Here is a 22,086-nt window from a genome sequence, read left to right on the forward strand (position 1 = left end):
CACTCAGGACTTCAAGCGCAACACCGCAGGTGGGGCCACTTCAAGCCGTCGTCGCCCATCCGTGCGGGAAAGTCCCCCGCGGGTGGGGCCAGTTCAAGCCGCCCTGGTGGAGCCAAATACAACCGTCATAGCCATCGAACATCCGGCGATCGAGATTGAAACCGATCACGTACTCCAGGTGCTGCCAGCGGCCGAGCAGCCCGGTCCGGTTCGCCACCTTGGTGTTGCCGGACACCGCGCCGACGCCAGGAACGGTGAGCGGCTGGATGAGCCGGCCTACCGCGTCCGGCGCGAACACCGTGTCGCCGTCGACCAGCACCAGGATCTGTCCCCGGGAGTGCCGGATGCCGGTGTTGAGCGCGGCGGGCTTTACCGCGTTGGGCTGCCGGATGACCCGGACGCGCGCAAGCCCGAGCCGCTCGACGATGGCGGCGGTGTCGTCGCTGGAGCCGTCGTCGACGACGATCACCTCCAGGTCCGGGTAGACGTGGCCTCACATTGCCGAACCGCCGCGCCGTCGCGGCCCAGTAGGCCATGATGAGGTGTGGGACTACGGTGGGAGCCGAACCGTGGGACCAGCACGGCAGTAGCCCCTGGTACCGGCGCGGCGGCCGCGTTGGAACTGACCCGCGGGCAGATGACACAGACCGCCGCCGACCGGATGGCCGCGGTCACCGCTCGCGCCGCCCAAGCACGGTGCGCGATGATCCACATCACCGATGGGCAGAATCTACGCCTCATCGGCGGACAGGCGATTCCGGCCGGCTTCGACAACCGGAAGCCCGTGCCGGTGACCTCCACCCTTGCCGGCCTCGTCCTGCACACCGGCTTCCCGGTCACGATCAACGACATCCACACCGACATCCGTGTTCCGCTGGACGCGCCGGTGCGCTCCACGCGCCTTCGCTGCTACGCCGGATTCCCGGTACGCGACCCGGACGGACATATCGTCGGGGTGTGCGCTGTAGCCGACGAACTTGCGCGAGACTGGCTCCCCGAGCAGCTGGCCGGAGCTGACGAGGGCGCGCAGGCGTGCACCGCGCTGGTGGCAGAGCACCTCGCCCGCGAAAGTGAACTGCGCCAGAGAGTCTTCCTGGACACCCTGCTCGACAGCCTTGACACCGGTGTGGCCGCCTGCGACGCGGACGGTCGCCTCGTGCTGGTCAACCGGTCCCTGCGGGAGCGCCTCGAGCTGACCGATGTCGACGGCACAGCCGAAGAATGGGTTGCCCGCCTGCCGGCTACCGACACCACCGGCACACCGCTGAGCCCGGACCGCACGTCGCTGCTGCGTGCCTTGCGTGGTGAAACGGTGCGTGGCGCCGAGAACTTCCTCCAGGTTCAGGGGCAACGCCACCTGTTCCGGGTCAACGGTCATCCCATCACCTACGGCGATCAGCAGCTCGGGGCGGTCGCGGTGTTCCACGACATCACCGCCGCCCGCCACGCTGAACGGCTGCAACAAATGCTCAGCCGCACCAAGGACGACTACCTCAACCTCGTCGGCCATGAACTGCGCACCCCTGTGGCGATCATCGACTCGTATCTGGATCTGCTGCACGACAGCGTCCACGACACAGCACCAGCGGACCTGGTACCGATGATCGAGGCAGCCCGGCGTGGGAGCGAACGTCTCCGGCGGCTGATCACCGCACTGCTGGACCTCTCCGCGCTCGACGCCGGCCGCAGCCCACTACAGATGAGCGACATCGACCTCAGCACCGTCGTCACCGCCGCCGTCGACCACGTCACCGAGCGCGCCGCGAAAAGGAACATCACGATCACCTGCCACGTGCCACCACACACCCCGCAGCACGCCGACTACCACCGGATGCGCCAGCTGATCCTCGCCCTACTCGACAACGCGATCGCCTACACCCCTGCCGGCGGCACCGTCACCGTCACGCTGACCAGCACCAGCCAGGCTGACGAGCTCACCGTCTCCGACACCGGATTCGGTATACCCGCCTATGAACAGCCCCACGTATTCGAGCGCTTCTTTCGAGGAGCTCTAGCCACCGAACTCGCGATACCCGGCGCCGGACTCGGCCTGACCATCGCACGACTGATCACCGAACGCCACGACGGCACCATCACCGTCACCACCAACGCCCCCCAGGCCAGGGGTACGAGCGTGCACGTCCGCCTCCCTCACTGACTCACAGCGGCGACGCGCGCTTCTGCCGGGAGCCGTGCGTCGAGGGGCTGGCAAACGCGTTCGTCGGAAGCCGATCGACCGCGGTGGGGGACGTCGGCTACAGTGATCGCCTCAGGTGCTGAGGGGTGCCTGCCCGCGCAAGAGGCTCTCACCCTCATGACGTAACTCATCGTCTCCTTGGCGATCCAATGAGTCGTTTCCGGCCAACGCGGGTGGCCACAGAAACGCATTGGAGTTGTCATGTCTTCTCTGTCGCCCCTCGCCGTGGTCACCGGCGCCGGTTCCGGCATCGGCTACGCCCTCACGCAGGCCCTGCTCGCCCGTGGCCTCGAGGTAGTGGCCATCGACCGCGACACCAGCCGCCTCGACGAGCGCGTCCAGGCGTACGAGTTCGACGTCCGCGACGGGGCCGCTATGCAGAGGCTGGCAGAGTCGCTGTCGACGCGACCGGTGCACTACCTGTTCGCGAACGCGGGCGTCGGCGTCTCCGGCGATGTGCTGTCCTCACCGGAGCAGGCGTGGCAATGGGCCTGGGACGTCAACGTGCTCAGCGTCATCCGTTCCCTTCGCCTGTGGTGGCCACAGCTGGTCGCCGGCCGCGGCAAGGCGGTAGTCACCGTGTCAGCGGCGGCCTTGCAGAGCTACCCGGGCGCGGGTCCGTACCGTGCGACCAAGGCTGCCTTGCTCAGCGCGCTGGAAGGCCTCTACTACGAGGCACTCAGCGATGGTGTCGGTGTTCACGCACTGTGCCCCGGTCTCGTACGTACCGGCATCACCGACGTGAACCGCTACGCCGAGGTTGCCCATGCCGCACCTACCGAGCCCAACGCGTTCGAGAGCTTCATGAGAACCGCGATGCGCGATGCTGAGCCGGCCGACGCGTTTGCCCGCCGAGTTCTCCACGGCCTCGACAGCGGTGCACCGTTCTACTGGTTCACCCATCCGGAGACCATGGGCTGGACCGAGGCGCGCCACCGTGCTGTGGTCAGCGCCGGCACGCCGTTCGCCGACTTCGGGACACCGGCATGAACGTTCTGGTCGCCGAACTCAAGATCCGCGCGCGCCTCTGCCTCAACGCCGCCCGCCGGGGAGACTTCGGCCTTCTCGGCCACTTGCCGGCCGACGGGGGACGGGGCCCGTCACCGGCGCCCGGCTGGCGTTTACGGCACTGTCTGACTCTGGTCGCCAAGAACGTCGGCTTCGCCGGCTGGGACCACGCCCGGCGGGTACTCGGCGGCGACGCGCAGATCGGCGATGACCTGGGCACGTTCTGGCATGCGCCGCGGTGCACCGGACTGCTCAGCCACTGGTTTCCCAGCTATTCACAGGCGCAGGTGTTCCTCGCGGATACCGACAAGCTGGTGCTGTTGCCGTACCGCCGCCAATTTGTCGTGGTGGACCATGACTACCTGGCCGCTATCGGCATACCCCACGCCGTCGAACCAGGGCGACCCGGCCGACGGGACCTTGTCGCCGCCTACGGCACGCCGGACTGGCTCGCCCTCGCGCAGCAACGCCTGCACGCGACCCGTACGCCGGGCCCGTCATCGAGGAAAGGAGGGCGCGACCGATAAGACCGCCTGCTAGGTATCCGGATCCGCCGCCGACAAGGCGCGTCTCGCCTGGCGTGCCCGTCACCGTGCGTGAGGATCTCACGGGCTGGCGACACGCCCGGGACGGGGAATCCGGCGGCAGCAGCTGGGTCGCTACGCGTTTGTTGTCGCCTGCCCAATCGTTGACGTGGATAGCCAGGCCAATGCGAATTCGTCGCTGGGACGACTGCGACTGCTCGCGGGTGTGGTCCGGCTTCAACCGTGGTGCCTGCGTCCTGGAGGTTGCCGCCGACGAAAAGACGAATTCCCTATGTCGCCAGGTCGACGCGATGGGGACAACGCTATTTCGGTTCGGTGAGTATCTCCAGGACCCCGGCTAGTTCCAGTACGCGGCGAACGAAGCCGCTGGGTTCCACTACGTGCAGGGTGACGGCGTGCTCGAGCGCGAAGTGTCTGGCCCTCATGAGGGCTCCGATACCAGTCGAGTCGCAGAATTCAACGTGTCGAAGATTGATTTCCACGTGCTGTGCTGCCGGAGTGTCCGCAGCCGCGGCGATCGCGTCGTAGACAACATCGGCGGTGGCCAGATCGATCTCACCGGCCACGGTGAGGTGCACGGTCCCATCGTCGATGCCACCCATGGTGATCGTCACTGGGTGGCGCGGCGGCATGCTGCTCATTGAACTTCTTTCTGGGGCCTTTGACGGATTATGGGAACACCGTGGGTGCGGGTGTGTAGCCCGTCTTCTTCAGGCTGATGTTGCGTACGGCTGAGATGGTGACAGGTGTGGTGGCGCCGCAGGTGGACGGGACCCGCGAAGGTGTACGCGTCGCTGGCAGGTGCATCTGCCTGCCCTGCCGGACCGGCGATCACGACCGGAAGGCGGACGCCATGTCGGCCTGCCGTTGCAGCACCTGGTTCATCCGGGCTTGCACGATGTCGAGCTGCCCGATGGTGTCGCTGGAGGTATGGATGCCCTCGGCGACTGCGCGGCTGGAGTTCTGGATGCCGGCGATCTGCTCGGTGACTTTCTGTGTGGCTTCGGCTGTCTCCCGGGCGAGGTCTTTGACCTCGCTGGCGACGACGGCGAAGCCCTTGCCGACTTCGCCGGCGCGTGCGGCCTCGATTGTCGCGTTGAGCGCGAGGAGGTTCGTCTGCTCGGCGATCGAGGAGATGATTTTGATGACGTCACCGACCGCCGCGGAAGCGTGGGAGAGTGCCTGCACTTCTGTCGTCATCGCCTGGGATCCGCTCGCGGCCAGAGCGGCGACGCGGCTGGCGTCCTCGGAGGCGGCGCGCAGCTCGGAGACCGTATCGAGCAGTTGGCGTGCCTTCGCGGCGTCGTTTTCCACCCGGCGCAGCGCCGACATCCGCTGGGACACCAACTGTTGCACATTGCGCAGCGCGGCGGCCCGGGAGTCGCTGAGTTCGATGCTCTCGGTGGTGAAGAAGTCCATCGTTCCGATGACGGTCCGACCATCCATGATCGGGAAACACACTCCCGAGCGCACACCCGCCCGCTGCGCCGCGGGCGCCCGGACACAGTCGGTCATCTCGGCCAAGTCGTGAACGAATACCAGATCCTTGGCCCGCCATGCCCGTCCCGACAGACCGACACCTTCGGCGAACGACGCCGCCAGGGTGACCTTGCGGAACTCATCGCCCGCCGAACCGGACTCGCAGGTGAAGCGCAGTACCTGGTCGGCTTCGTCGAGCGCCCAGTAGGAGCCGTATGCCCATCCGAATGCGGTGCGGACCCGGTCGAGCGCGATCCGGATGGCGGACTGCTGGTCGAGTGCTTCGCCGACTTCGGCGACGACGTTCGTGACCGCGGCCCGGTCGCTGAGGGTCTCTTTGAGCTCGGAAGCCGCCGCGGCGTGCAGGCCGGTGAGTACGGCGATGCGGGTGATCGCGGCCCATTTGTCGCTGGCGAACGCGGGCAGCGGCTGCCGGCCGTAGAACTCGAGGACCCCGGCGACCGTGCCGTCGTGCACGATCGGGATGCTGGCAGCTTCGACCATGCCGGCCCGGTGGGCGGCCTGCCAGCGCAGGCAGGAGCTGCCGGCCTGTGGCGTCTCGCTCAGGGTGATCGCTTGCCGGCCGGTGACGGCTGCGCCGATCAGGCCGTCCGCCGAGGTGAGGGTGTCTGTCCCGCCGATGGCCCCGCGCAGGGCCGGGCCGAGGGACCCGGTTTCGAAGGTGAGCGTGTAGTCGCCGCGCTCGTTACAGCTCCAGAGCGCCCCATAATCCAGACCGAGTACCTGAACGAGGGTGCTAGTGATCTTGGCCCGGCCGTCTTGCACGGACGCCGCGCCGCCCGCGAGCGCCTCGATGACCCGTTCCAGCGCTTCGACATCGCGGGGGACCGGGCGTGCCTCCGGTGTCTGCTGTCGACGACGACCGAACCAAGGCATCCGAAGCTCCTTCCCTGACGCCCGCGCATTGTGCGCAACCGGAGCGATACCCCGGCCGCGTCGTTTTCCCTTCGGCCTGTCACCACCCAACGCTGAGTGCCAATCGGTTGCCGACGCAGTGCTGATTGCCGCCGGACGAATGGGAAGCTGCTGGAACAGCTCGCATTGGTTTGAGTACTTCCGGTCCCGGATGTTCCGGTGCCGGAAGACTGAAGCCATGGCTGAGCTTGGCCGATGTGTGAGGTGTGGAGGTAGCCGAGGTCCGGCCGCTGACCGACGTCGACGGCTCAGCCGCACCGAGGACGACTGCCTCAACCTCGTCGGCCATGAATTGATCCGCCAGGCGACCTTGTGATGTTGGAACGCCGGACTCGGGCCCAGCCGTAGCCAGACCCGAGTTCGTCACTGCGGTCACGCTAGCGGATCCGTCCCCGTAGTGGAGACGGCCGAGATCTTGGTGGGCTTGCGGCGGGTGGGACGCGCCGCCGGAGTCGCCGAGGCGGTGAGCTTGGCCGGCGAGGTGACCTGCGTCGGCTGTGCATCGGTGCCGGCGGCTGACTCGACGCTCGCCGCGTGGAGCAGGTCCTTGGCCTTTTGCTGCGCCTGTGTGACGGTGGGGTGGGTTCGGGCTTTGCGGGCGGCGGCGACGATCTGTTCATACTTCTCGCGGCCGGCACGGCTGCCGAGGACATAGCCGAGTGCCATCCCGGTCGCGAACTTGAACACCTTCACGATCTGTCCAGCTCCTATCGATGGTTGACGGGTGTCGCTGCCTGGCGAGTGCTCAGTCCGGCCACTGTCCGGTGGCCTTCTGTACGCCGGTGGCGCCGGCGCGGTCGACGGCGGCCTTGACGACGGCGAAGATGGCTCCCTGGATCGCGGCGGCGACCAGGACCTCGGTCCAGCCGCGGTCCTGGTCGGTGGCGTCAGGTGCGTCATCGTCATGCGCGATGAGCTTCCACACCTGCTTGAAGATCAGCCCGGAGACAGCCCCGGCACCGGCGCCGAGCAGCAATCCGACCGGCTTGTACGCGATCTTCAGTGTCTTGCTGCTCATGAGCTCCTCCGGCGGACGACGACGACTACCGTGATGATCAGGGCGGCCGCGGCTGCCACGATGGCGGCCAGCGGCACCGGTCGGCGCATCGGTGCGGGCAGGTCGGAATCGGCCAGCTGCTGCTTGGCGGTCAACGCCTTGCCCTTCACCAGGCCGGCCGCCTGTACGGCCTGGTCCTTGGCGCCGGCGAGCTTGTGTTGCGCTTGCCCAGCCGCGTCCGCGACCGCCTGCTTGGCGCGGGTCTTCACATCCGCCTTGGCCGCGAGCTGCTCCACCGTCTGCCCGAGCTCGGCGCGGGTCCGTTCGATTTCCGCGCGTAGCTCCTGCGGGTCGGTCGGTGTGGGGGACTGGCTCATCGAGATTTTCCTTCCTGTACGGCGTTCTTCACCGCGCGCACATCGGCTTGAGCGCTGGCCACCGCGTCGCTCGGCACCGGCGGCACGGCGTCCTTCAGCTTGTTTCTGCCCAGCAGGGCAGCGATACCGGCGGCGGCCAGCACAACGACCAGCACCACCAGCAGAGCCAGCCACAGCGGCCACACCAGGTCGAGCAGCACCACCGCGAGAGCCACCAGCAGACCGAGCCCGTACAGTCCGAGCACCGCGGCACCGCCGAACAGGCCGCCGCCGATCCCGGCCCGCTTGCCCTTCTCGGTCAGTTCCAGCTTTGCCAGCGCGAGCTCGTCGCGGACGAGCGTCGAGATCTGCGCAGCTGCCTGACTGACCAGATCACCGGTCGACGCTGCTGATCCCTGTGCTATTCGTTCGGACACGTTTTTCACTCCTTCATCGCCGAGTCGGCGGTTGCGCGACCCGGAGGCCGGCGTTCTTGGGATCGAGGTGGTCGTGCCGTGTCAGTTGGTGCTCAGGCCCTGCTCACTGCCCGGTTTGATCTTCCGGTCGTCGCGCAGCTCCAGGAACGGCTCGTCGGCCGGGTCGTGGCCGGCGGCGATGGCCCGACCGCGCTGCAGCTCGGCGTCGAGTTCCGCGCCCAGCAGGATCGCGATGTTGCTGATCCACATCCAGACCAAGAACGCGATCACCCCGCCGAGGGTGCCGTAGGTCTTGTTGTAGTTCGCGAAGTTCGCCAGGTAGAGGGCGAACGCGACGGAGGCGAGGATCCACAGCAGTACGGCGAACAGGCCGCCGGGACTGACCCACCGGAATGAGCCGGTCTTGGCGTTCGGCGACGCCCAGTACAGGATCGCGAACATCAGGCTGATCAGGACCAGCAGGACCGGCCACTTCGCGATGTTCCACGTCGCCACCGCGGCGGACCCGAGGCCGATCTTGTCGCCGACGATCCGGGCGAGGTCGCCGGTGAAGATGACGATGGCCGCGGAGACGACGAGCATGATCCCGACCACGGCGGTGACACCGACCCGGATCGGCAGGGTCTTCCAGATCGGCCGGCCCTCCGGGACGTCGTAGACGGCGTTGGACGCGCGCATGAACGCCGCCGTGTAGCCGGAGGCCGACCAGAATGCCACCAGGACGCCGATGATCGCGGCGAGGCCGGCCTTGCCGGGATCCTGCACCTGGGTCAGGACCGTGTTGACCATGTCCTGCAGTTGCGGGTTCGGCGCCAGCTGGTGCACCGCGTCCTGGACCGTCTTCTGGCCGTTGCTGTTGAGCATGCCCAACAGCGACACGATCACCAGCAGGCCAGGAAAGATCGACAGCACGCCGTAGTACGTCAGGGCGGCGGCCCAGTCCGACAGGTTGTCCTGCGAGAACTGCTTGCCGGTGCGCTTGAGCGCGCCGACCAGCCCCTTGCCCCGCAACTCGACAGGGCTGTCCGGGCCGGCGTCCGGTGGGGGCGCGGACAAGTCGTACGGCTTGTCGTCGCCGGTCCGGGTGGTCGCGACCGCGTCGCGACGGTCGCGATGGTGGTCAGCGCTCATGTCATGCCTCCTGCATAGGCGAATCTGCGATGGCTCCAATCCCCACCGCCCGGCTTTTCAACCGCATCCCGGCGATTCGTGCACCGGTCGTCGTTTATGCCGTAAACGACAAAGTGAATCTGATTCGCAACTCGGCAATCGGTCATTCGTCACCTCAGCGCCCGGGTGCCCGACCCGTCCCTGTCGGCGACCGGGTTTCGTCTATGAGAGGCTTGCGCGGTATGCGAAGCGGGCGCACCAGCTGGGGAGGCGCGATGACACGGGATCCGGACACGCCGCCGACCGCTGGCGACCCTGCCATCGCCGCAGGCCATCCCGTAACCGGACGCAGCGGGTTGGACCAGCACCGCATCCTGAGCGCGGCAGTGCAGTTCATCGACGAGAACGGCCTGCGCAGGCTGACCATGCAACGCCTCGGCGCCTACCTCGGTGTGGAAGCCATGGCCCTGTACCGGTACGTGCCCGGGCGTGAGGCGCTGCTGGACGGGGTGGTCGAAACCGTCGTCGACGAGTTGTACGGCGACCCCGACGTGCACCTGCAGGCCCAGGGCGGCTGGGTCGACTACCTGCAACGCCTGGCCCACGGGCTGCGGCGCATCGCGCTCGCCCACCCCGAGGTCTTCCCTCTGGTCGCCACCCGGCCGGCCGCCGCACCATGGGTCCGGCCTCCGCTGCGCAGTCTGCGGTGGATCGAGTCGCTGCTCGAGGTGATGACCGAGGCCGGCTTCTCCGACGAGAACGCCGCCGCGGTCTACCGGGCGTTCAGCAGCTTCCTCCTCGGCTACCTGCTGCTCGAGGTGTCGGCCAGGGGCGTGGAGACCGGACCGGTCGAGGAACCCGACGTGTCACCGATCGAGGACCTGAGCGAGTACCCCATGGTGCAGCGCCTGCAGCCGCACCTGTCCGTCGACGCCGCCGCGGAAGACTTCGAAGAGGCCCTCGAAGCCCTCCTCGACCGTGTGGCGCTGCTGTTGCCGCGTCGCCGCCGGCCACCACGACTGACCGAGAACATGTGAAGACCCCATCCGGCTGAAAGCCGACCGGGCGTATCCCGTTTATGTCCTAAACCGCTGGGCATCTTTGAGTCATCAAGCGATCCGAGTAGTCATCCGATACCCGTGAAAACAGCAACTTGCACGGGTCCGGAATCGACGACTGCGCACTGCGATCGTGACCTCGATCCTGATTCCCCCCGGAAGGACCTGTCGTGATCACCCAGAACGACATCGCTCGACTCGACGACACCGACGTGTACGACACCACCGGCGACAAGATCGGCTCCGTCGGCCAGGTCTACCTCGACGGCCGCAGCGGCGACCCGGAGTGGGTCACCGTCAAGACCGGCCTGTTCGGCACCAAGCAGACCTTCGTCCCGCTGCGCGACGCCACCTTCGCCGACGACCGGGTCGTCGTCGCCTACACCAAGGCCCAGGTCAAGGACGCTCCCCGCATCGACGCCGACGGGCCCATCTCGCACGCCGAGGAGAACGAGCTGTACTCCTTCTACGGCCTGCCGAGCACCGGCGGCTACGGCGACGGATACCAGAACGACGACACCTACCAGAGCGGCGCCCGGCGCCGTGCCACCACCGACCATGCCGGCGACGACGCGATGACGCGCTCCGAGGAGCGGCTGGTCACCGACACCCGCACCGAGCAGGCCGGCAAGGCCCGGCTGCGCAAGTACGTGGTCACCGAGCAGCAGCAGGTCACCGTCCCCGTCACCCACGAGGAGGCCCGCCTCGAGCGCGAGCCGATCACCGACGCGAACATCGGTGACGCCTACGACGGGCCGGCCATCACCGAAGCCGAGCACGAGGTCACCCTGCACGCGGAGCGACCCGTCACCAATACCGAGACGGTGCCGGTCGAGCGGGTACGCCTGAGCAAGGAAACCGTCCGCGACGAAGAAACCGTCTCCGGCGAGGTTCGCAAGGAGCAGATCGAGTACGACGGTCCCGACGGCACCAACCGCCTCTGATCACGATGTCCTGGTCGTGCCCGGCGCCGGATGGGTCGGCGCCGGGCACGACCACATCCATGGACATACCCGAAGGCTCACGGGCCGCAGACCGCATGCAACCGACTCCGCTCACCGGCCTCGGTGACGCTTCGACCCTGACGGAGGCACGATGAACAACACCGATCCAGAGGCGCTGACCGACGTCGAGTTGCGGCAGCGTGCTGCCACCGCCGGCGTCACCGCACCCACCGGCATGCCGCGCGCTGACTTGATCGCCGCGCTGCAGAACACCGACGACGCCATGACCCGGTCCGAGGAACGGCTCGTCCCCAGCACCCAGGTCTACGAGACCGGACGGGCGCGGCTCCGCAAATACGTGGTCACCGAAGACGTGCAGATCACCGTGCAGATCCGCCGCGAAGAACTCCGCCTGGAACAGGAAGCCATCGCCGCGCCCGATCAGCGGGTAGTGGCGGACCCCGACGTGTTCGGACCCGACGAGGTCTTCACCGGCCCCGACGGCGGACTGATCTTCGAAGTCACCCTGCACGAGGAACGCCCCGTGATCACCACCGAGATCGTGCCGGTGCAACGCGTACGCCTGACGAAGATCGTCCACACCGACGAACACATCGTCTCCGGACAGGTCCGCAAGGAGAAAATCGACGTCGATCTGCCCGGCGAGCCGCCCACCACCCTGCAATGAGCCTGACGGGACCGGGTCGAAGTGTCGTCAGGTACGGCCAGACGAACCTTGCTGCTGGTTCTGCTGGGAGCGCAGCAGTTCGGTGACGGCGGCCGGCGGTTGTGGACGGGCGAAGAAGTAGCCTTGAGCCTGCGCATAACCGAGTTCGACGAGGCGCCGGCGCTGCTCGGGCGTTTCAACACCTTCGGCGAGGGCCTGGGCGTTCAAGGCGAGGGCCAGGTCGGCGACGGCTTGCAGGAGCGGGGCGTCGTCGATGAAGGACCTGTCCGCCTTCAGCTTGTCGACCGGGAATCGGCGTAACTGGGCCAGCGACGAGTAGCCGCTGCCGAAGTCGTCGACAGCCAGTTTGAGACCGGCTTCGTGCAGGGCACGCAGGTTCGCGTCGCTCGCTCCGTAGGGGTCGAGCAGCACCCCTTCGGTGATCTCCAGGCACACTTGCTCCGCCGGTACGCGGGTCTGTCGCAGCAGCGCCCGCACCTCGTCCGCGAACTCGGGGCGGTGCAGCTGTACGGGCGAGACGTTGACCGAGATCTCCAGAGTGGGCTGCAGTGTGCACCACCAAAGGGTGTGGTCGAGGGCGGTGCGCAGTACCCGGCGCCCCAGGTCGTGGATGATGTCACACTCTTCCGCGATGGCGATGAACTCGTCCGGGGGTACCGCCCCGTACCGGGGAGAACTCCATCTCGCCAAAGCCTCCATACCCACGATGCGCCCGCCGGCTGGTTCCACGATCGGCTGAAACGCCACCGACAGGGTGTCCGAGCCGGTTTCGACGTCGTGGCGCAGCTGGTTCTCCAGGTCCAGGCGACGATGAGCGACCCGGCCCATCGTCTCGTCGAAGATTTCCACCGACGCTTGACCCCGCGCCTTGGCCTGGTACATGGCGATGTCGGCCTCGCGCAGCACCGCTCCGAGGTCGTCTCTGTGCCGGCGGGCGAAAGCGATGCCCATGCTGGCCGTGACGTACATCCCCGGCCCGGTCCCGGGGGACGCGCCGGCGCCGCCGGGGTGCAGCGGGTCCCGGAGCGCGGCACCCAGGTGGGCGGCGGCGGCCAAGGCATCGGCCGGCTCGTGGATGTCCCGGAGGATTACGGCGAACTCGTCCCCGCCCAGGCGGGCCAGGGTGTCCCCGGAGCGCAGGCTGTGACGCAGCCGCCGGCTGACGGCGACGAGCACTTCGTCACCGAACTGGTGACCATGACTGTCATTGACCATCTTGAAGCGGTCCAGGTCGATGAGCACCACCGCCACGTCCGGGCCGTCCGGAGCCGCGGCAGTGACTGCTTCGGCCAGCTGGTCAGCGTAGAGGAAGCGATTGGGCAGACCTGTCAGCGAGTCATGCAGGGCATCGTGCTGCCGGCGTGCGGCCAGCTCCAGCGCCTCGGCTCGCGCGGTGGCGAGGTGCTGAGCCAGCCGCCGCATGCAGTAGCCGGTCACCCCGACCGTCACCAGCCACAGCAGCGGCATGGTGATGCCGTTCCGGCCCAGCGTGAACATCTGCCAGCCCAGAATGACGCTTGGCCCGGCCAGCAGAGCGGGCAGCACCACCATCATCTGCCGCCGTCGCAGAGCGGCACAGACCAGCGGCAACCGCATCACAGAGTGCAGGACGAACGGCTCCCGGGCGTACGGAATCGGGATCGTCGCGAACACGGCCGCGAGCAGAGTGATGTCCACGAGCAGCAGCGTCGCTATGGTCCACGGATGCCGTGCCCGGCCTCGGGTCGCGACAAGCCAGATCACGGCCAGCGTCCTGGCCCCCAGAGCCACAGATTCGATGAGGCGGTTCAACCGGCCGGCGTCCGGATGAAGTGCCATCGATGTGGCAGCCACCAAGATCATCACCGTGAACACGAGAACCAGAAGGTGGTCCGTGACCATGTGATCCTCGAGGCGACGCTCCAACAAAGCATCGGCGCGACGACGAGACAGGCGCACCGCCACAGCCTCCGGCTTCAGGACGACATGGCTCGGACCCGTGCGCACTCCGAACCGCAGATGCCTCCAGCATCCCCTACCCGGCGTAGCGCCATCAGCCGATTGCTCCGCCTGGTGCCGACGACCTGCCATCCGCACCGCATGCCTGGGTAAGGTGACCTCGGGGTCCAGATCGGGCGACCCGTTCGAGCTGCGCCTGGACTCTGGCGACGACGCGGCCGGCCAGGTGCCGCGCCTGGTCGTCCGCACCTGCCGGACGCAGAGCCCGCAGTAGGTGAGCCGCGTGTGCCGGGTCATCGACGAGCGCGTTCTCGGCGGCCCACCGGGAGATTTAGCTGTCACAACAGTGGTGCCGAAACTCACGGATACGCGATCTACCGCTGATCATGCGGTGTCGAAACAGCCGTTGAAACGGTGTCCGGACCCACGGAGATGGCCAGTTGCGTATCAGATGGATGAAGAGGCGCCCTTCCTGAGTGACGTGTCGGCTCTGGTCCGCCTCTTGCGTGAGCTGGTCGGATTCAGCCGATCGTCAGACCTGCCATGATGTGAGATTTATTATGCTTTCATCCTAATTCGGTAGCTTGCCAGCTGACGGGCCAACTGCGATGACCACCTCTGACTCCGAGACCACCTTTGCGCCGGCCCGAGGTCGAGCCGCGGTGCCGAAGTTGTCGACGCCCTCTCCCGCACCGGACCGCTGGCGCTGGCCGAAAAGGGCGTATGCCGCAGTGCTCGGCGCGGGTGCTCTCGTCGGCGCCGTCGCCGCCGTCGTGGCCGTCGTCTTTCCCGATGCCAAGGAACACGCTGCGGAGTTGCACCTGCAGGTCACCAGGGAAATGCTGAAACGCGACTACCGTCCTCTCATCGTGCTCCCGCACGCCGGAGCCTTCGGTCTGCGGCAGTTGCCCGCCGCGTTGATGATGGAGGCGGCGTTCACCGAATCTCCGGATGCCGCCACGACATCGCCGTCGCCGTCTTCGGACCCCGGACGCGTCGATGACACGAGTACCGTCCCCGGCGAGGCGACCCGGTCGCCGAGCCCCAGGCCGGACGACCGCGCAAGCACTTTCCCCGGCCCGACGCGGACGTCCCCGGCGCAACCGACCGTGCCGCCCGGAGGCGTGGAATGGGTACCCGCGCGGCCGGGGGAGAAGGGTCCTGAACGGCTGTCAGCGCGGGAGGCATACCGGCGACAACTCGACGCGGTTGAACCCCTGCATCGTTCAGGCCAAACGCGCGTGAGGAAACAGAAACCCGCCCGCACCCCGAACCGGTCCGCCACACAAGAAGACGAGATCGGCGTGGAGGTCCGCGCGACCATCAGCCTCTACAGCCTACGCGGCGTCATCGTGCGCCTGTATTGGTCCATGTCCAGCCGGAACCCACAGGAAAAGCTGTCCGTCGGCTGGAGCAACAGATTGCTCGAGCCGGCACTCAAGGCCACCAGCGACCATGACACCGCGAGCTTCACCTTCTGGCTGCCTATGCCGGGAACGGCGAAGGGGCCGTTCGTCGTCACATCGAGTCTCGTGGTCAGCGACGATGAGCCGCCCCTCGCCACCGCCGATACCGAGCCATTCAGCTGGCGGCAATCGGGTTGACCCCATGCCGGTTCGTCATCACGATGCCGACCATGCGGGGTGGGCGCCGATCGGCGCCCACCCCGTCACGAACACGCGAACTACGGCAGCGGGTCACCGCCGACGGGCGACGGGGTGTGGGCCGCCTTCGAGGGGCGTGGCCGGCTCGGCGTGCCGACAGCAGCGGTGGTCGCGGTCGTCTGCGTCGGGTAGGTCGTCGACGGCGTGCTCGCCGTGGCCGTGTCGTCGTGCGGGAGCTTCGCCATGATGGAATCTCGGCCGGTGGCCAGCATCGCCTTCGCCTTGTCCTGCGCCTGAATCACCGCTGGGTGGTTGCTCGCCTTGCGGGTCGCCGCGGCGATCTGTTCGAACTTCTCGCGGCCCGCGCGGGTGCCGAGGACGTACCCGGCGGCGAATCCGACGGCCAGCTTGAATACCTTCATCAGCCTGCTCCAGTTCTCGTGGTCAGTCGGGGTGACCTTGCCGGCCCCCGCTGACGCGCGGTCGGATCATCACGGCGCTCGCGACCACCGCCGCCGTGCCTGTGCTACTCGGACATCCCACTACCCATCCTGCGGTGTGTTTTATCCCTTTGCGGGCTGCGACTCGCTGCGGGTGTAATCCGTTGCCGCTGAAAGCCCGCTCCTGCTTGGATTCATTCCGGTCTGTTAGGTACTTTGTTGGTAATCGAGGCTGTGCCTCACCACCGGGAAGGCACCGGTCAGGTGCCAGGACGGTGCCGGCTCATGATCGAGCGCTGAATGGCGACGGCGACCAGCCCGGCTGCGGCGCTGGCCCAGATGGCCGGTGTGTTTGGGCAATGGCGTTCAAGCTGATCGAGGCCGCACAGCAACGCTGGCGGGCGGTCGACGCACCGCACCTGGTCGCCCGCATCCGCGCCGGCACGCTGGCTGGGCGGGCGTACGGGCGGGTAGCCGGCGATGCGTACGAGGAGGCGCCGATGCGGGTGACCTCCACTGCGTCGTAAACGCTCGTCAGGTCGCTCAGGTGGGTGGCGATCCGCGCGAGTGCGGTGACCGCGTCGGCTACCTGCCGGGTGCCTTCGGTGGAGCGGCTGGCAGCGGTGGCGAGCTCGCGCTTGTTGGCGGGGTGCGGAAATTGGCGGTGGTTGTCTCAGGTTGTCGGCGGTAGGACTGCTTGGCCAGGTGATGTGCCGGACGGCGGCCCGGCCAGGCGGGGTTCTGATGAGCGTCCCCGTTGTGCATAGGGGCTCTGTTCGGGGGTAGTCCGGCATGGACGGCAGGCGAATCGTGGCCGGTAGGCGCAGTGGCCCGGGCGGGCAGATGGGGGCATCACCCAGTGAGCACGAATGTGCGGGGTTTTCTGGCGCAGCATCGGGACGCCGTGGTTGCCGAACTGGCGGAGTGGGTGCGGATTCCGTCGGTCGCCGGGGTTCCGGAGCATGCGGTGGATTTGCAGCGGTCGGCGAATTGGCTGGCGGCGGCGTTGCGTGAGACGGGTTTTCCGTCGGTGGAGGTGTGGGACACCGAGGGCGGTCCGGCGGTGTACGCGCAGTGGTGCGCGGAGCCGGGCGCTCCCACGGTTCTGATCTACAGCCACCATGACGTACGTGCCGCGAAGGACGAGGAGTGGGACGAGACCGCGCCGTTCGACCCGAAGGTCCGTGACGGGTACCTCTACGGGCGTGGCGCGTCGGACGCCAAGGGCCAGGCTCTTGCGCACCTGTGGGGTGTCCGTGCCCACCTGGCCGCGACCGGCCGCGACCATCCCGCCGTGAATCTGAAGCTGTTGGTGGAGGGTGAGGAGGAGACCGGGTCAGCGCATCTGAGGCAGCTTCTGCAGGATAACGGCGACCGGGTCGGCGCCGATCTGATCGTCTTCTCCGACACGCTGCTGTGGCGGTCGGATCATCCGGCCGTGTGCGTGAGCATGCGCGGCACGATGCTGGCGAAGCTCGAGATCATGGGGCCGTTGCAGGACGTGCATAGCGGAGCGGTGTCCGGGCCGGCGCCCAACCCGGTCCTGGAGATGAGCCGGCTGCTCGCCCAACTGCACGACGACAAGGGCCGGATCACGGTGCCCGGCTTCTACGACAGTGTGGTGGAGCCGTCGCAGCGGTTTCGCGACGAGCTGGCCGCGTTGCCGTACAGCGACGCCGACTGGCTGAAGCGGTCCCTGACGCGCAGCGTGGGTGGTGAGGCCGGGTACACGGTGCTGGAACGTCTGTGGACGCGGCCGGCGATCGAGGTGACCAGCATGATCAGTGGTGATCCGATCGGGCCGTCGCGGGCGGCGGTGCCGTCGCTGGCCACCGCTGATCTGAGCATCCGGTACGTCTGTGACCAGACCGGTGCCGAGATCGCCGAGCAGTTGCGACGGTGGGTCGCCGATACTGTGAGCGAGCGGTTCGACCATCGGCTGACCGTGTCCCCGGAGACCGCACAGGATCCCTACCGCACACCGGACGATCTGCCGGCGGTGGCCGCGCTGGCGGAGGCCATGCAGGAGGGATTCGGGCGTCCGGCGGGCCGGATGGGCAACGCCGGTGGCGGTCCGGCGGTATGGCTCACGCAGAGCGTCGGTGCGCCGGTGGTGTACTTCGGCACCGGGCTACCGGAGGATCGCTGGCACGACAGCAACGAGCGCGTCTCGATCGATGTGCTGCTCTCCGGCGCGGCTACCCTGGCAGCGTTCTGGGACCGACTGCCATCAGCTTGACCCTGTACCCCGCCGTAGCCCGCTCTAACGCGGCGACCGCAGCCCACCCGGAGGCCCTTACCGAGAGCCGAGGTGCGGATCATGTCCGATACCGATGCGATCGGCCGAGACCAGGAGACCGGGCTGTACGAGTTCCGGCTGGAAGTGGGCCGTGGCCATCCCGAGCTGTTTCGGGTTATGTCCGGCCACACCCCTACCGGCTGCGAGGGCCCGGCCAACATCTCGGACAGTCAACGGTTGTCTGTGGGCATGGTGATACAGACGGTGGTGCCGCCGCCGGGGGTGTCGCTGATGTCGAGCCTGCCGCCGTGGGTGTGCACGATACGGGCGCAGGTCGACAAACCGATCCCGTGACCGGTGCTGTGGCCGGGGCTGAGACGGGTGAAGGGTTGAGCGGCCTGTTCACGTTGACTGGCGGGGATACCGATGCCGTTGTCAGTGACGCAGACGCGATACCCGGCAGGGTCGTCGGCGGCGGTGATGGCGATGTGGCAGGCCCGCTCGGCGTGGCGGTATTTGACGGCGTTGCTGACGAGGTTCTGCAGCAGGATGTGCCATTGGGTGCGGTCGCCGATCACGGTGGGAAGGTCGTTCACGGTTACGTCGGCGTTCGCTTCGCTGATCTGTACGGCAAGGTCATCGAGCACCTCGTTGGTGATCTCGGTGAGGTTCACCTCGACGGCGTGGCGGGCGTGGTCGGTCGTGGCGTGGGCGAGCACGTCGTCGATGAGAGTGCCCATCCGCAGCGCGGCGGCGGAGATGCGGTCGGTGCACAAGGAGGCGTCGGCGTCGGCGTTGACGGTAGGCATGAGGTGCAGTTCGGCGGCGTAGGCACTGATACCGGTCAACGGGTTGCGCAGGTCATGTGCAAGTTGGGCAGCGAAGTGCCGCAGCGTTTCGTTGGTGCCCTCCAGCGCGGCTTGGATTTGTTGTTGCCGGCGGAGCAGGTCCGCGACGAGAAACCCGTGTCTGCGTAGTTCGAGCACATCGATGGCCATCCGAGCGAGCCGGTCCAGGCCTTGTCGTTGCTGTTCATCGAGCACGCGGGGGACTTCATCGAACACGCAGAGGGTGCCCAGCACAAACCCCTCCGGGGGGCGGAGCTGGGTGGAGCCGTAGAAGCGAAACCGCTGAAATCTGCCAGTTACGAAGGGGTTGGCTACGAAGCGCGGGTCGGTGCGTGCATCTTCGATGAACATCGGGTCAGGAGCGGCCATCGCGACCGAGCACATGGAGTCTTCGCGCCGGCACACTTCCGTGTCGATGCCGACGGCGGCGACCTGGTGCTGACTGTCGGCGTCGATGACGAACAGCACCGAGATCGGGACCTGGCACAGCTGGGCAGCCAACTCCACAACCGTCTGTAAGTCGGGCTCCGGCGGACCGTCGAAGAGGTGGTAACGCGCCAACGCCGCGGTCTGTGCTTGGTCGGCTATCGCCCGTACCGGAATCATGACGCGGCCTCCCGCCAGGTCAGCAACATCCCCAGTCATCATCGCGCCTGGGCCAGTGGACAAGTGACGCTGATCTGCATCCCCCGAAAACGGGTTTTCAAAGACATCCGTGTTCAGCCCTTGTGCCGCTGTGACAGCCTGCTGGGCGAGGTGGTAGCCCCGGGCAGGGCCGCAGCCGATCTTGCCGAGTGTGGTGAGGGTGGGGGCGGGATCACCGCTTTGGCCAGAATCGATCACGCGACGTATGGCAACTCCGGTGCGGATTGCGGTCGGAGGCGGTGAGCAAGGTCGGTATACGTCGACACCTGTCGCCCGTTTTGCGTACTCTGTCCTAGAGGGCTGCGGGAGGGGGCGACGTGGCTGAGCCGGTGAACGAAGTGAGCTGGGAGGCGCTGTTCCGGGCCGTACCCACACCGTTGCTGGTGCTGGACACCGACTTGATGATCGTCGAGGCGAATCAGGCGTACCTGACGGCCACCATGCGCAGCCGTACCGAGCTGGTCGGCCGGCCGGTGTTCGAGGCGTTTCCCGACAATCCCGAGGACGCGGCGGCAAGCGGCGTGACGATGTGGGGCGCGTCGTTGCAGCGGGTCCTGAGTCAGTGCACCACCGACGTCATGGCGATCCAGAGGTACGACATCCCTCGCCCGTGGGGTGGTTTCGACACCCGCTACTGGGCGCCCGCCAACGCGCCGGTGTTCGGTCCGGACGGCGAACTGCGCTGGATCATTCACCGTACCGAGGACGTCACCGCGTTCATGCAGGCTCGTCACAACGATCCGGCCGCGCTGGCGGAGCTCACCGAGCAACTGCGGATCCGTACCGAGCAGATGGCCACGGAAGTCTTCGCCCGGCGGGAACTGGAGGAACAGAACGAAAGCCTGCACGCCCTGCTCGACAGCTTGGACACCGCCGTGGTCGGCTGCGACGCTGAAGGCCGAACTGTGCTACGCAACGAAGCGGCCCGCCAGCTTTTCGGCGCCCTGCTGGATCAGGTGCCGGTCCAGCGGTGGGCCGAGTACCAACACGTGTTTCACCCCGACGGACATCGGATGAGCGGTGATGACATTCCGCTGATGCGCGCCCTGCGCGGGGAACGGGTACGTGACGCGGAGATCGTAGTGCGAGTCCCCGAAGCGCCACGCCGGTACTTCCGGGCCAACGGCCGCCCGGTCGCCGGTCATCCGCGGCTAGCGGCGGTAGTGGCGTTGCACGAGATTACGCTGCACCGCCGCGCCGCCCGCTTCAAGGAGTGCGAGCTGGAGCTCTCCCGGCTGACCTCCAAGCCCGCCCCGCCGGATGAAATCTTCGCCGAGATGGTGCAGCTCATCAGCCGGATGGCCGGGTGGGCGGCGGTGGAATTCTGGACCGTCGACGATGTCGCCCGGGTGCTGTACCGCACCACCTGTTGGGCCGAACCCGGCTACGACCTGCCCTGCCGATTGCCGGACCCATTGTCATACGGCCAGGGTGTACCGGGCCGCGCGTGGCAGACGTCGGACCCGATCTGGGCGGCGAACCTGCCCACCGACCCCGACGCCGCCCAGCAGGCCACTGACTGGGGGCCGTTGCGCGCCGCCCTGGCCATCCCCATCCCCAGCGGATCCGTCATCCTCGGCGTGTTGGTCTGCTACAGCGACGTCCCCGAGACCCCGGACGATACCCGTACCGCCATGATGACCGGTATCGGGGCGCACATCGGAGAATTCCTCTCCCGACGCCGCGCCGAACGCCTGACCGAGGAGCTGGATCGCAGCCGCGACGAGTACATCGCCCTGGTCGGCCATGAACTACGCACCCCGTTGACGAGCCTGCAGGCATATACCGACGTGATGATCGACGAACCGGACCTGTCCGTCGACGAGCGGCAGTCCATGCTGAAGGTCATGCAGCGCAATACCGCGAGCCTGCGCGCCATCGTGACGAAACTGCTCGACGTGGCCGGTATGCGTTCCGGGCATGTCGACCTGCACCGGCAACCCATGGACCTGGCCACCATCGTGCACGAAGCGGCCGACGATGCCCGCACCGGCGCTCAGATCACGATCGAGGTCAACACCCCGCCGCAGGCGCCGCTGCACGGTGATCCCGCCCGGCTGCGTCAAGTGGTTGACGAGTTGTTGTCCAACGCGCTGACCTGGGCACCCCGGGGCAGCGCCATAGGCATCAACCTGCGTGCTGACCCGCGCGCCATCGCGGTATCGGTGTCGAACACCGGCAGGCCGCTGACCGTCGAGGAACGTGGCCGGCTGTTCGATACGTTCTTTCGCGGCGAGAGCGCCCGCAACGGTGGTGTGCCCGGCACCGGCCTCGGCCTCACCATCGCCCGCACCATCGTTGAAGAACACGGTGGCACCATCGCCGTCAGCGAACCCGACGAAGCCGCCACCACCTTCACCATCCGGCTACCTACCCACCAACCGGCACCGAACGACTCTCTTACCGCCTGACGCCCGTACAGAGTCTCAACAGACGGTGCGGGGCTTCGGCAGCGGTAGTTAAGAGCGCAGCGCCAGGGGCATCCGACATTGAGGTGTGCTTCGCAGCTGCTCCTGCCCCGGCGCCGGGCCCAATCTGGCGCCGGGGACGGTACATGGCATCGGAGCGTTTGCACTGGCCCGTGAAACACCGCTTGAGCGCAGCCGAACGAGGTTCG

At 67.4% G+C, this 22,086-nt stretch carries 21 protein-coding genes; 10 read left to right on the top strand and 11 right to left on the bottom strand.

Annotated elements, in window-relative coordinates:
* Positions 1 to 40 precede the first annotated feature (40 nt).
* Positions 41 to 469 carry a glycosyltransferase family 2 protein gene (locus ACSP50_RS16725; protein ID WP_014690414.1) on the bottom strand — a complete coding sequence of 143 codons (429 nt, stop codon included), beginning with the start codon at positions 467 to 469 and terminating at the stop codon, positions 41 to 43.
* A 147-nt stretch (positions 470 to 616) separates the two neighbouring features.
* Between ACSP50_RS16725 and ACSP50_RS16730 the strand changes: the two genes are divergently transcribed.
* The 3 genes from ACSP50_RS16730 to ACSP50_RS16740 all read left to right on the top strand — a co-directional run bounded on the left by ACSP50_RS16730 (position 617) and on the right by ACSP50_RS16740 (position 3,732).
* On the top strand, positions 617 to 2,158 hold the full coding sequence (locus ACSP50_RS16730; RefSeq protein ID WP_014690415.1) for an ATP-binding protein: 1,542 nt from the start codon (positions 617 to 619) through the stop codon (positions 2,156 to 2,158).
* 240 nt (positions 2,159 to 2,398) lie between these two features.
* Positions 2,399 to 3,187 (top strand): SDR family oxidoreductase, encoded by a 789-nt coding sequence (locus ACSP50_RS16735; RefSeq protein WP_014690416.1) that lies wholly within the window; start codon positions 2,399 to 2,401, stop codon positions 3,185 to 3,187.
* Positions 3,184 to 3,732: a hypothetical protein gene (locus ACSP50_RS16740; RefSeq protein ID WP_014690417.1), complete on the top strand. Its 549-nt coding sequence runs from the start codon at positions 3,184 to 3,186 to the stop codon at positions 3,730 to 3,732. The genes ACSP50_RS16735 and ACSP50_RS16740 overlap by 4 nt, the downstream gene beginning before the upstream one ends.
* A gap of 320 nt (positions 3,733 to 4,052) precedes the next feature.
* Here ACSP50_RS16740 and ACSP50_RS16745 read toward each other — a convergent pair whose 3' ends face one another.
* The 7 genes from ACSP50_RS16745 to ACSP50_RS16775 all read right to left on the bottom strand — a co-directional run bounded on the left by ACSP50_RS16745 (position 4,053) and on the right by ACSP50_RS16775 (position 9,086).
* Entirely contained in the window at positions 4,053 to 4,391 is a 339-nt protein-coding gene (locus ACSP50_RS16745; RefSeq protein ID WP_052311599.1) for an STAS domain-containing protein, read from the bottom strand.
* 190 nt (positions 4,392 to 4,581) lie between these two features.
* Positions 4,582 to 6,126, bottom strand: a complete 1,545-nt coding sequence (locus ACSP50_RS44810; protein WP_014690419.1) for a methyl-accepting chemotaxis protein — start codon at positions 6,124 to 6,126, stop codon at positions 4,582 to 4,584.
* Positions 6,127 to 6,537: 411 nt separating this feature from the next.
* Positions 6,538 to 6,858 carry a hypothetical protein gene (locus tag ACSP50_RS16755; protein ID WP_014690420.1) on the bottom strand — a complete coding sequence of 107 codons (321 nt, stop codon included), beginning with the start codon at positions 6,856 to 6,858 and terminating at the stop codon, positions 6,538 to 6,540.
* A gap of 52 nt (positions 6,859 to 6,910) precedes the next feature.
* A complete protein-coding gene (locus tag ACSP50_RS16760; protein WP_014690421.1) occupies positions 6,911 to 7,183 on the bottom strand; it encodes a DUF4235 domain-containing protein in 273 nt (90 codons plus the stop codon).
* Complete coding sequence (locus ACSP50_RS16765) at positions 7,180 to 7,539, bottom strand: DUF3618 domain-containing protein (RefSeq protein WP_014690422.1); 360 nt, start codon at positions 7,537 to 7,539, stop codon at positions 7,180 to 7,182. Before ACSP50_RS16765 ends, ACSP50_RS16760 begins: the two co-directional genes overlap by 4 nt.
* Complete coding sequence (locus ACSP50_RS16770) at positions 7,536 to 7,955, bottom strand: phage holin family protein (protein ID WP_014690423.1); 420 nt, start codon at positions 7,953 to 7,955, stop codon at positions 7,536 to 7,538. Before ACSP50_RS16770 ends, ACSP50_RS16765 begins: the two co-directional genes overlap by 4 nt.
* Positions 7,956 to 8,036: 81 nt before the next feature.
* Complete coding sequence (locus ACSP50_RS16775) at positions 8,037 to 9,086, bottom strand: YihY/virulence factor BrkB family protein (RefSeq protein ID WP_014690424.1); 1,050 nt, start codon at positions 9,084 to 9,086, stop codon at positions 8,037 to 8,039.
* A gap of 254 nt (positions 9,087 to 9,340) precedes the next feature.
* On the opposite strand from ACSP50_RS16775, the gene ACSP50_RS16780 reads away from it, so the two are divergent.
* The 3 genes from ACSP50_RS16780 to ACSP50_RS16790 all read left to right on the top strand — a co-directional run bounded on the left by ACSP50_RS16780 (position 9,341) and on the right by ACSP50_RS16790 (position 11,755).
* Positions 9,341 to 10,102 carry a TetR/AcrR family transcriptional regulator gene (locus ACSP50_RS16780; RefSeq protein ID WP_014690425.1) on the top strand — a complete coding sequence of 254 codons (762 nt, stop codon included), beginning with the start codon at positions 9,341 to 9,343 and terminating at the stop codon, positions 10,100 to 10,102.
* A 191-nt stretch (positions 10,103 to 10,293) separates the two neighbouring features.
* Positions 10,294 to 11,067 carry a DUF2382 domain-containing protein gene (locus tag ACSP50_RS16785; RefSeq protein ID WP_014690426.1) on the top strand — a complete coding sequence of 258 codons (774 nt, stop codon included), beginning with the start codon at positions 10,294 to 10,296 and terminating at the stop codon, positions 11,065 to 11,067.
* Positions 11,068 to 11,218: 151 nt separating this feature from the next.
* Positions 11,219 to 11,755 carry a YsnF/AvaK domain-containing protein gene (locus tag ACSP50_RS16790; protein WP_014690427.1) on the top strand — a complete coding sequence of 179 codons (537 nt, stop codon included), beginning with the start codon at positions 11,219 to 11,221 and terminating at the stop codon, positions 11,753 to 11,755.
* Positions 11,756 to 11,782: 27 nt separating this feature from the next.
* Here the strand turns inward: ACSP50_RS16790 and ACSP50_RS16795 are convergent, their stop codons facing one another.
* Positions 11,783 to 13,699: a bifunctional diguanylate cyclase/phosphodiesterase gene (locus ACSP50_RS16795; RefSeq protein WP_172898762.1), complete on the bottom strand. Its 1,917-nt coding sequence runs from the start codon at positions 13,697 to 13,699 to the stop codon at positions 11,783 to 11,785.
* 602 nt (positions 13,700 to 14,301) lie between these two features.
* Here ACSP50_RS16795 and ACSP50_RS16800 point away from each other — a divergent pair.
* The gene (locus tag ACSP50_RS16800) at positions 14,302 to 15,297 is read left to right on the top strand and encodes a hypothetical protein (protein WP_155123521.1); all 996 of its coding nucleotides are present in this window, start codon (positions 14,302 to 14,304) and stop codon (positions 15,295 to 15,297) included.
* 80 nt (positions 15,298 to 15,377) lie between these two features.
* On the opposite strand, the gene ACSP50_RS16805 is transcribed toward ACSP50_RS16800, so the two are convergent.
* On the bottom strand, positions 15,378 to 15,719 hold the full coding sequence (locus tag ACSP50_RS16805; RefSeq protein WP_014690430.1) for a hypothetical protein: 342 nt from the start codon (positions 15,717 to 15,719) through the stop codon (positions 15,378 to 15,380).
* 377 nt (positions 15,720 to 16,096) lie between these two features.
* Here ACSP50_RS16805 and ACSP50_RS16810 point away from each other — a divergent pair, with 377 nt between their 5' ends.
* Both ACSP50_RS16810 and ACSP50_RS16815 read left to right on the top strand, forming a co-directional pair.
* Positions 16,097 to 16,264: a hypothetical protein gene (locus ACSP50_RS16810; RefSeq protein WP_014690431.1), complete on the top strand. Its 168-nt coding sequence runs from the start codon at positions 16,097 to 16,099 to the stop codon at positions 16,262 to 16,264.
* Between the two features lie 332 nt (positions 16,265 to 16,596).
* The gene (locus ACSP50_RS16815) at positions 16,597 to 17,976 is read left to right on the top strand and encodes a M20/M25/M40 family metallo-hydrolase (protein ID WP_043511572.1); all 1,380 of its coding nucleotides are present in this window, start codon (positions 16,597 to 16,599) and stop codon (positions 17,974 to 17,976) included.
* Positions 17,977 to 18,206: 230 nt separating this feature from the next.
* Here the strand turns inward: ACSP50_RS16815 and ACSP50_RS16820 are convergent, their stop codons facing one another.
* Positions 18,207 to 19,667, bottom strand: coding sequence for an ATP-binding protein (locus ACSP50_RS16820; protein ID WP_155123522.1), 1,461 nt, complete (start codon positions 19,665 to 19,667; stop codon positions 18,207 to 18,209).
* A gap of 119 nt (positions 19,668 to 19,786) precedes the next feature.
* Here ACSP50_RS16820 and ACSP50_RS16825 point away from each other — a divergent pair, with 119 nt between their 5' ends.
* Entirely contained in the window at positions 19,787 to 21,880 is a 2,094-nt protein-coding gene (locus ACSP50_RS16825; RefSeq protein ID WP_014690435.1) for an ATP-binding protein, read from the top strand.
* The last annotated feature ends 206 nt before the right edge of the window (positions 21,881 to 22,086 follow it).

Source organism: Actinoplanes sp. SE50/110 (assembly GCF_900119315.1).
Taxonomy (GTDB): Bacteria; Actinomycetota; Actinomycetes; order Mycobacteriales; family Micromonosporaceae; genus Actinoplanes.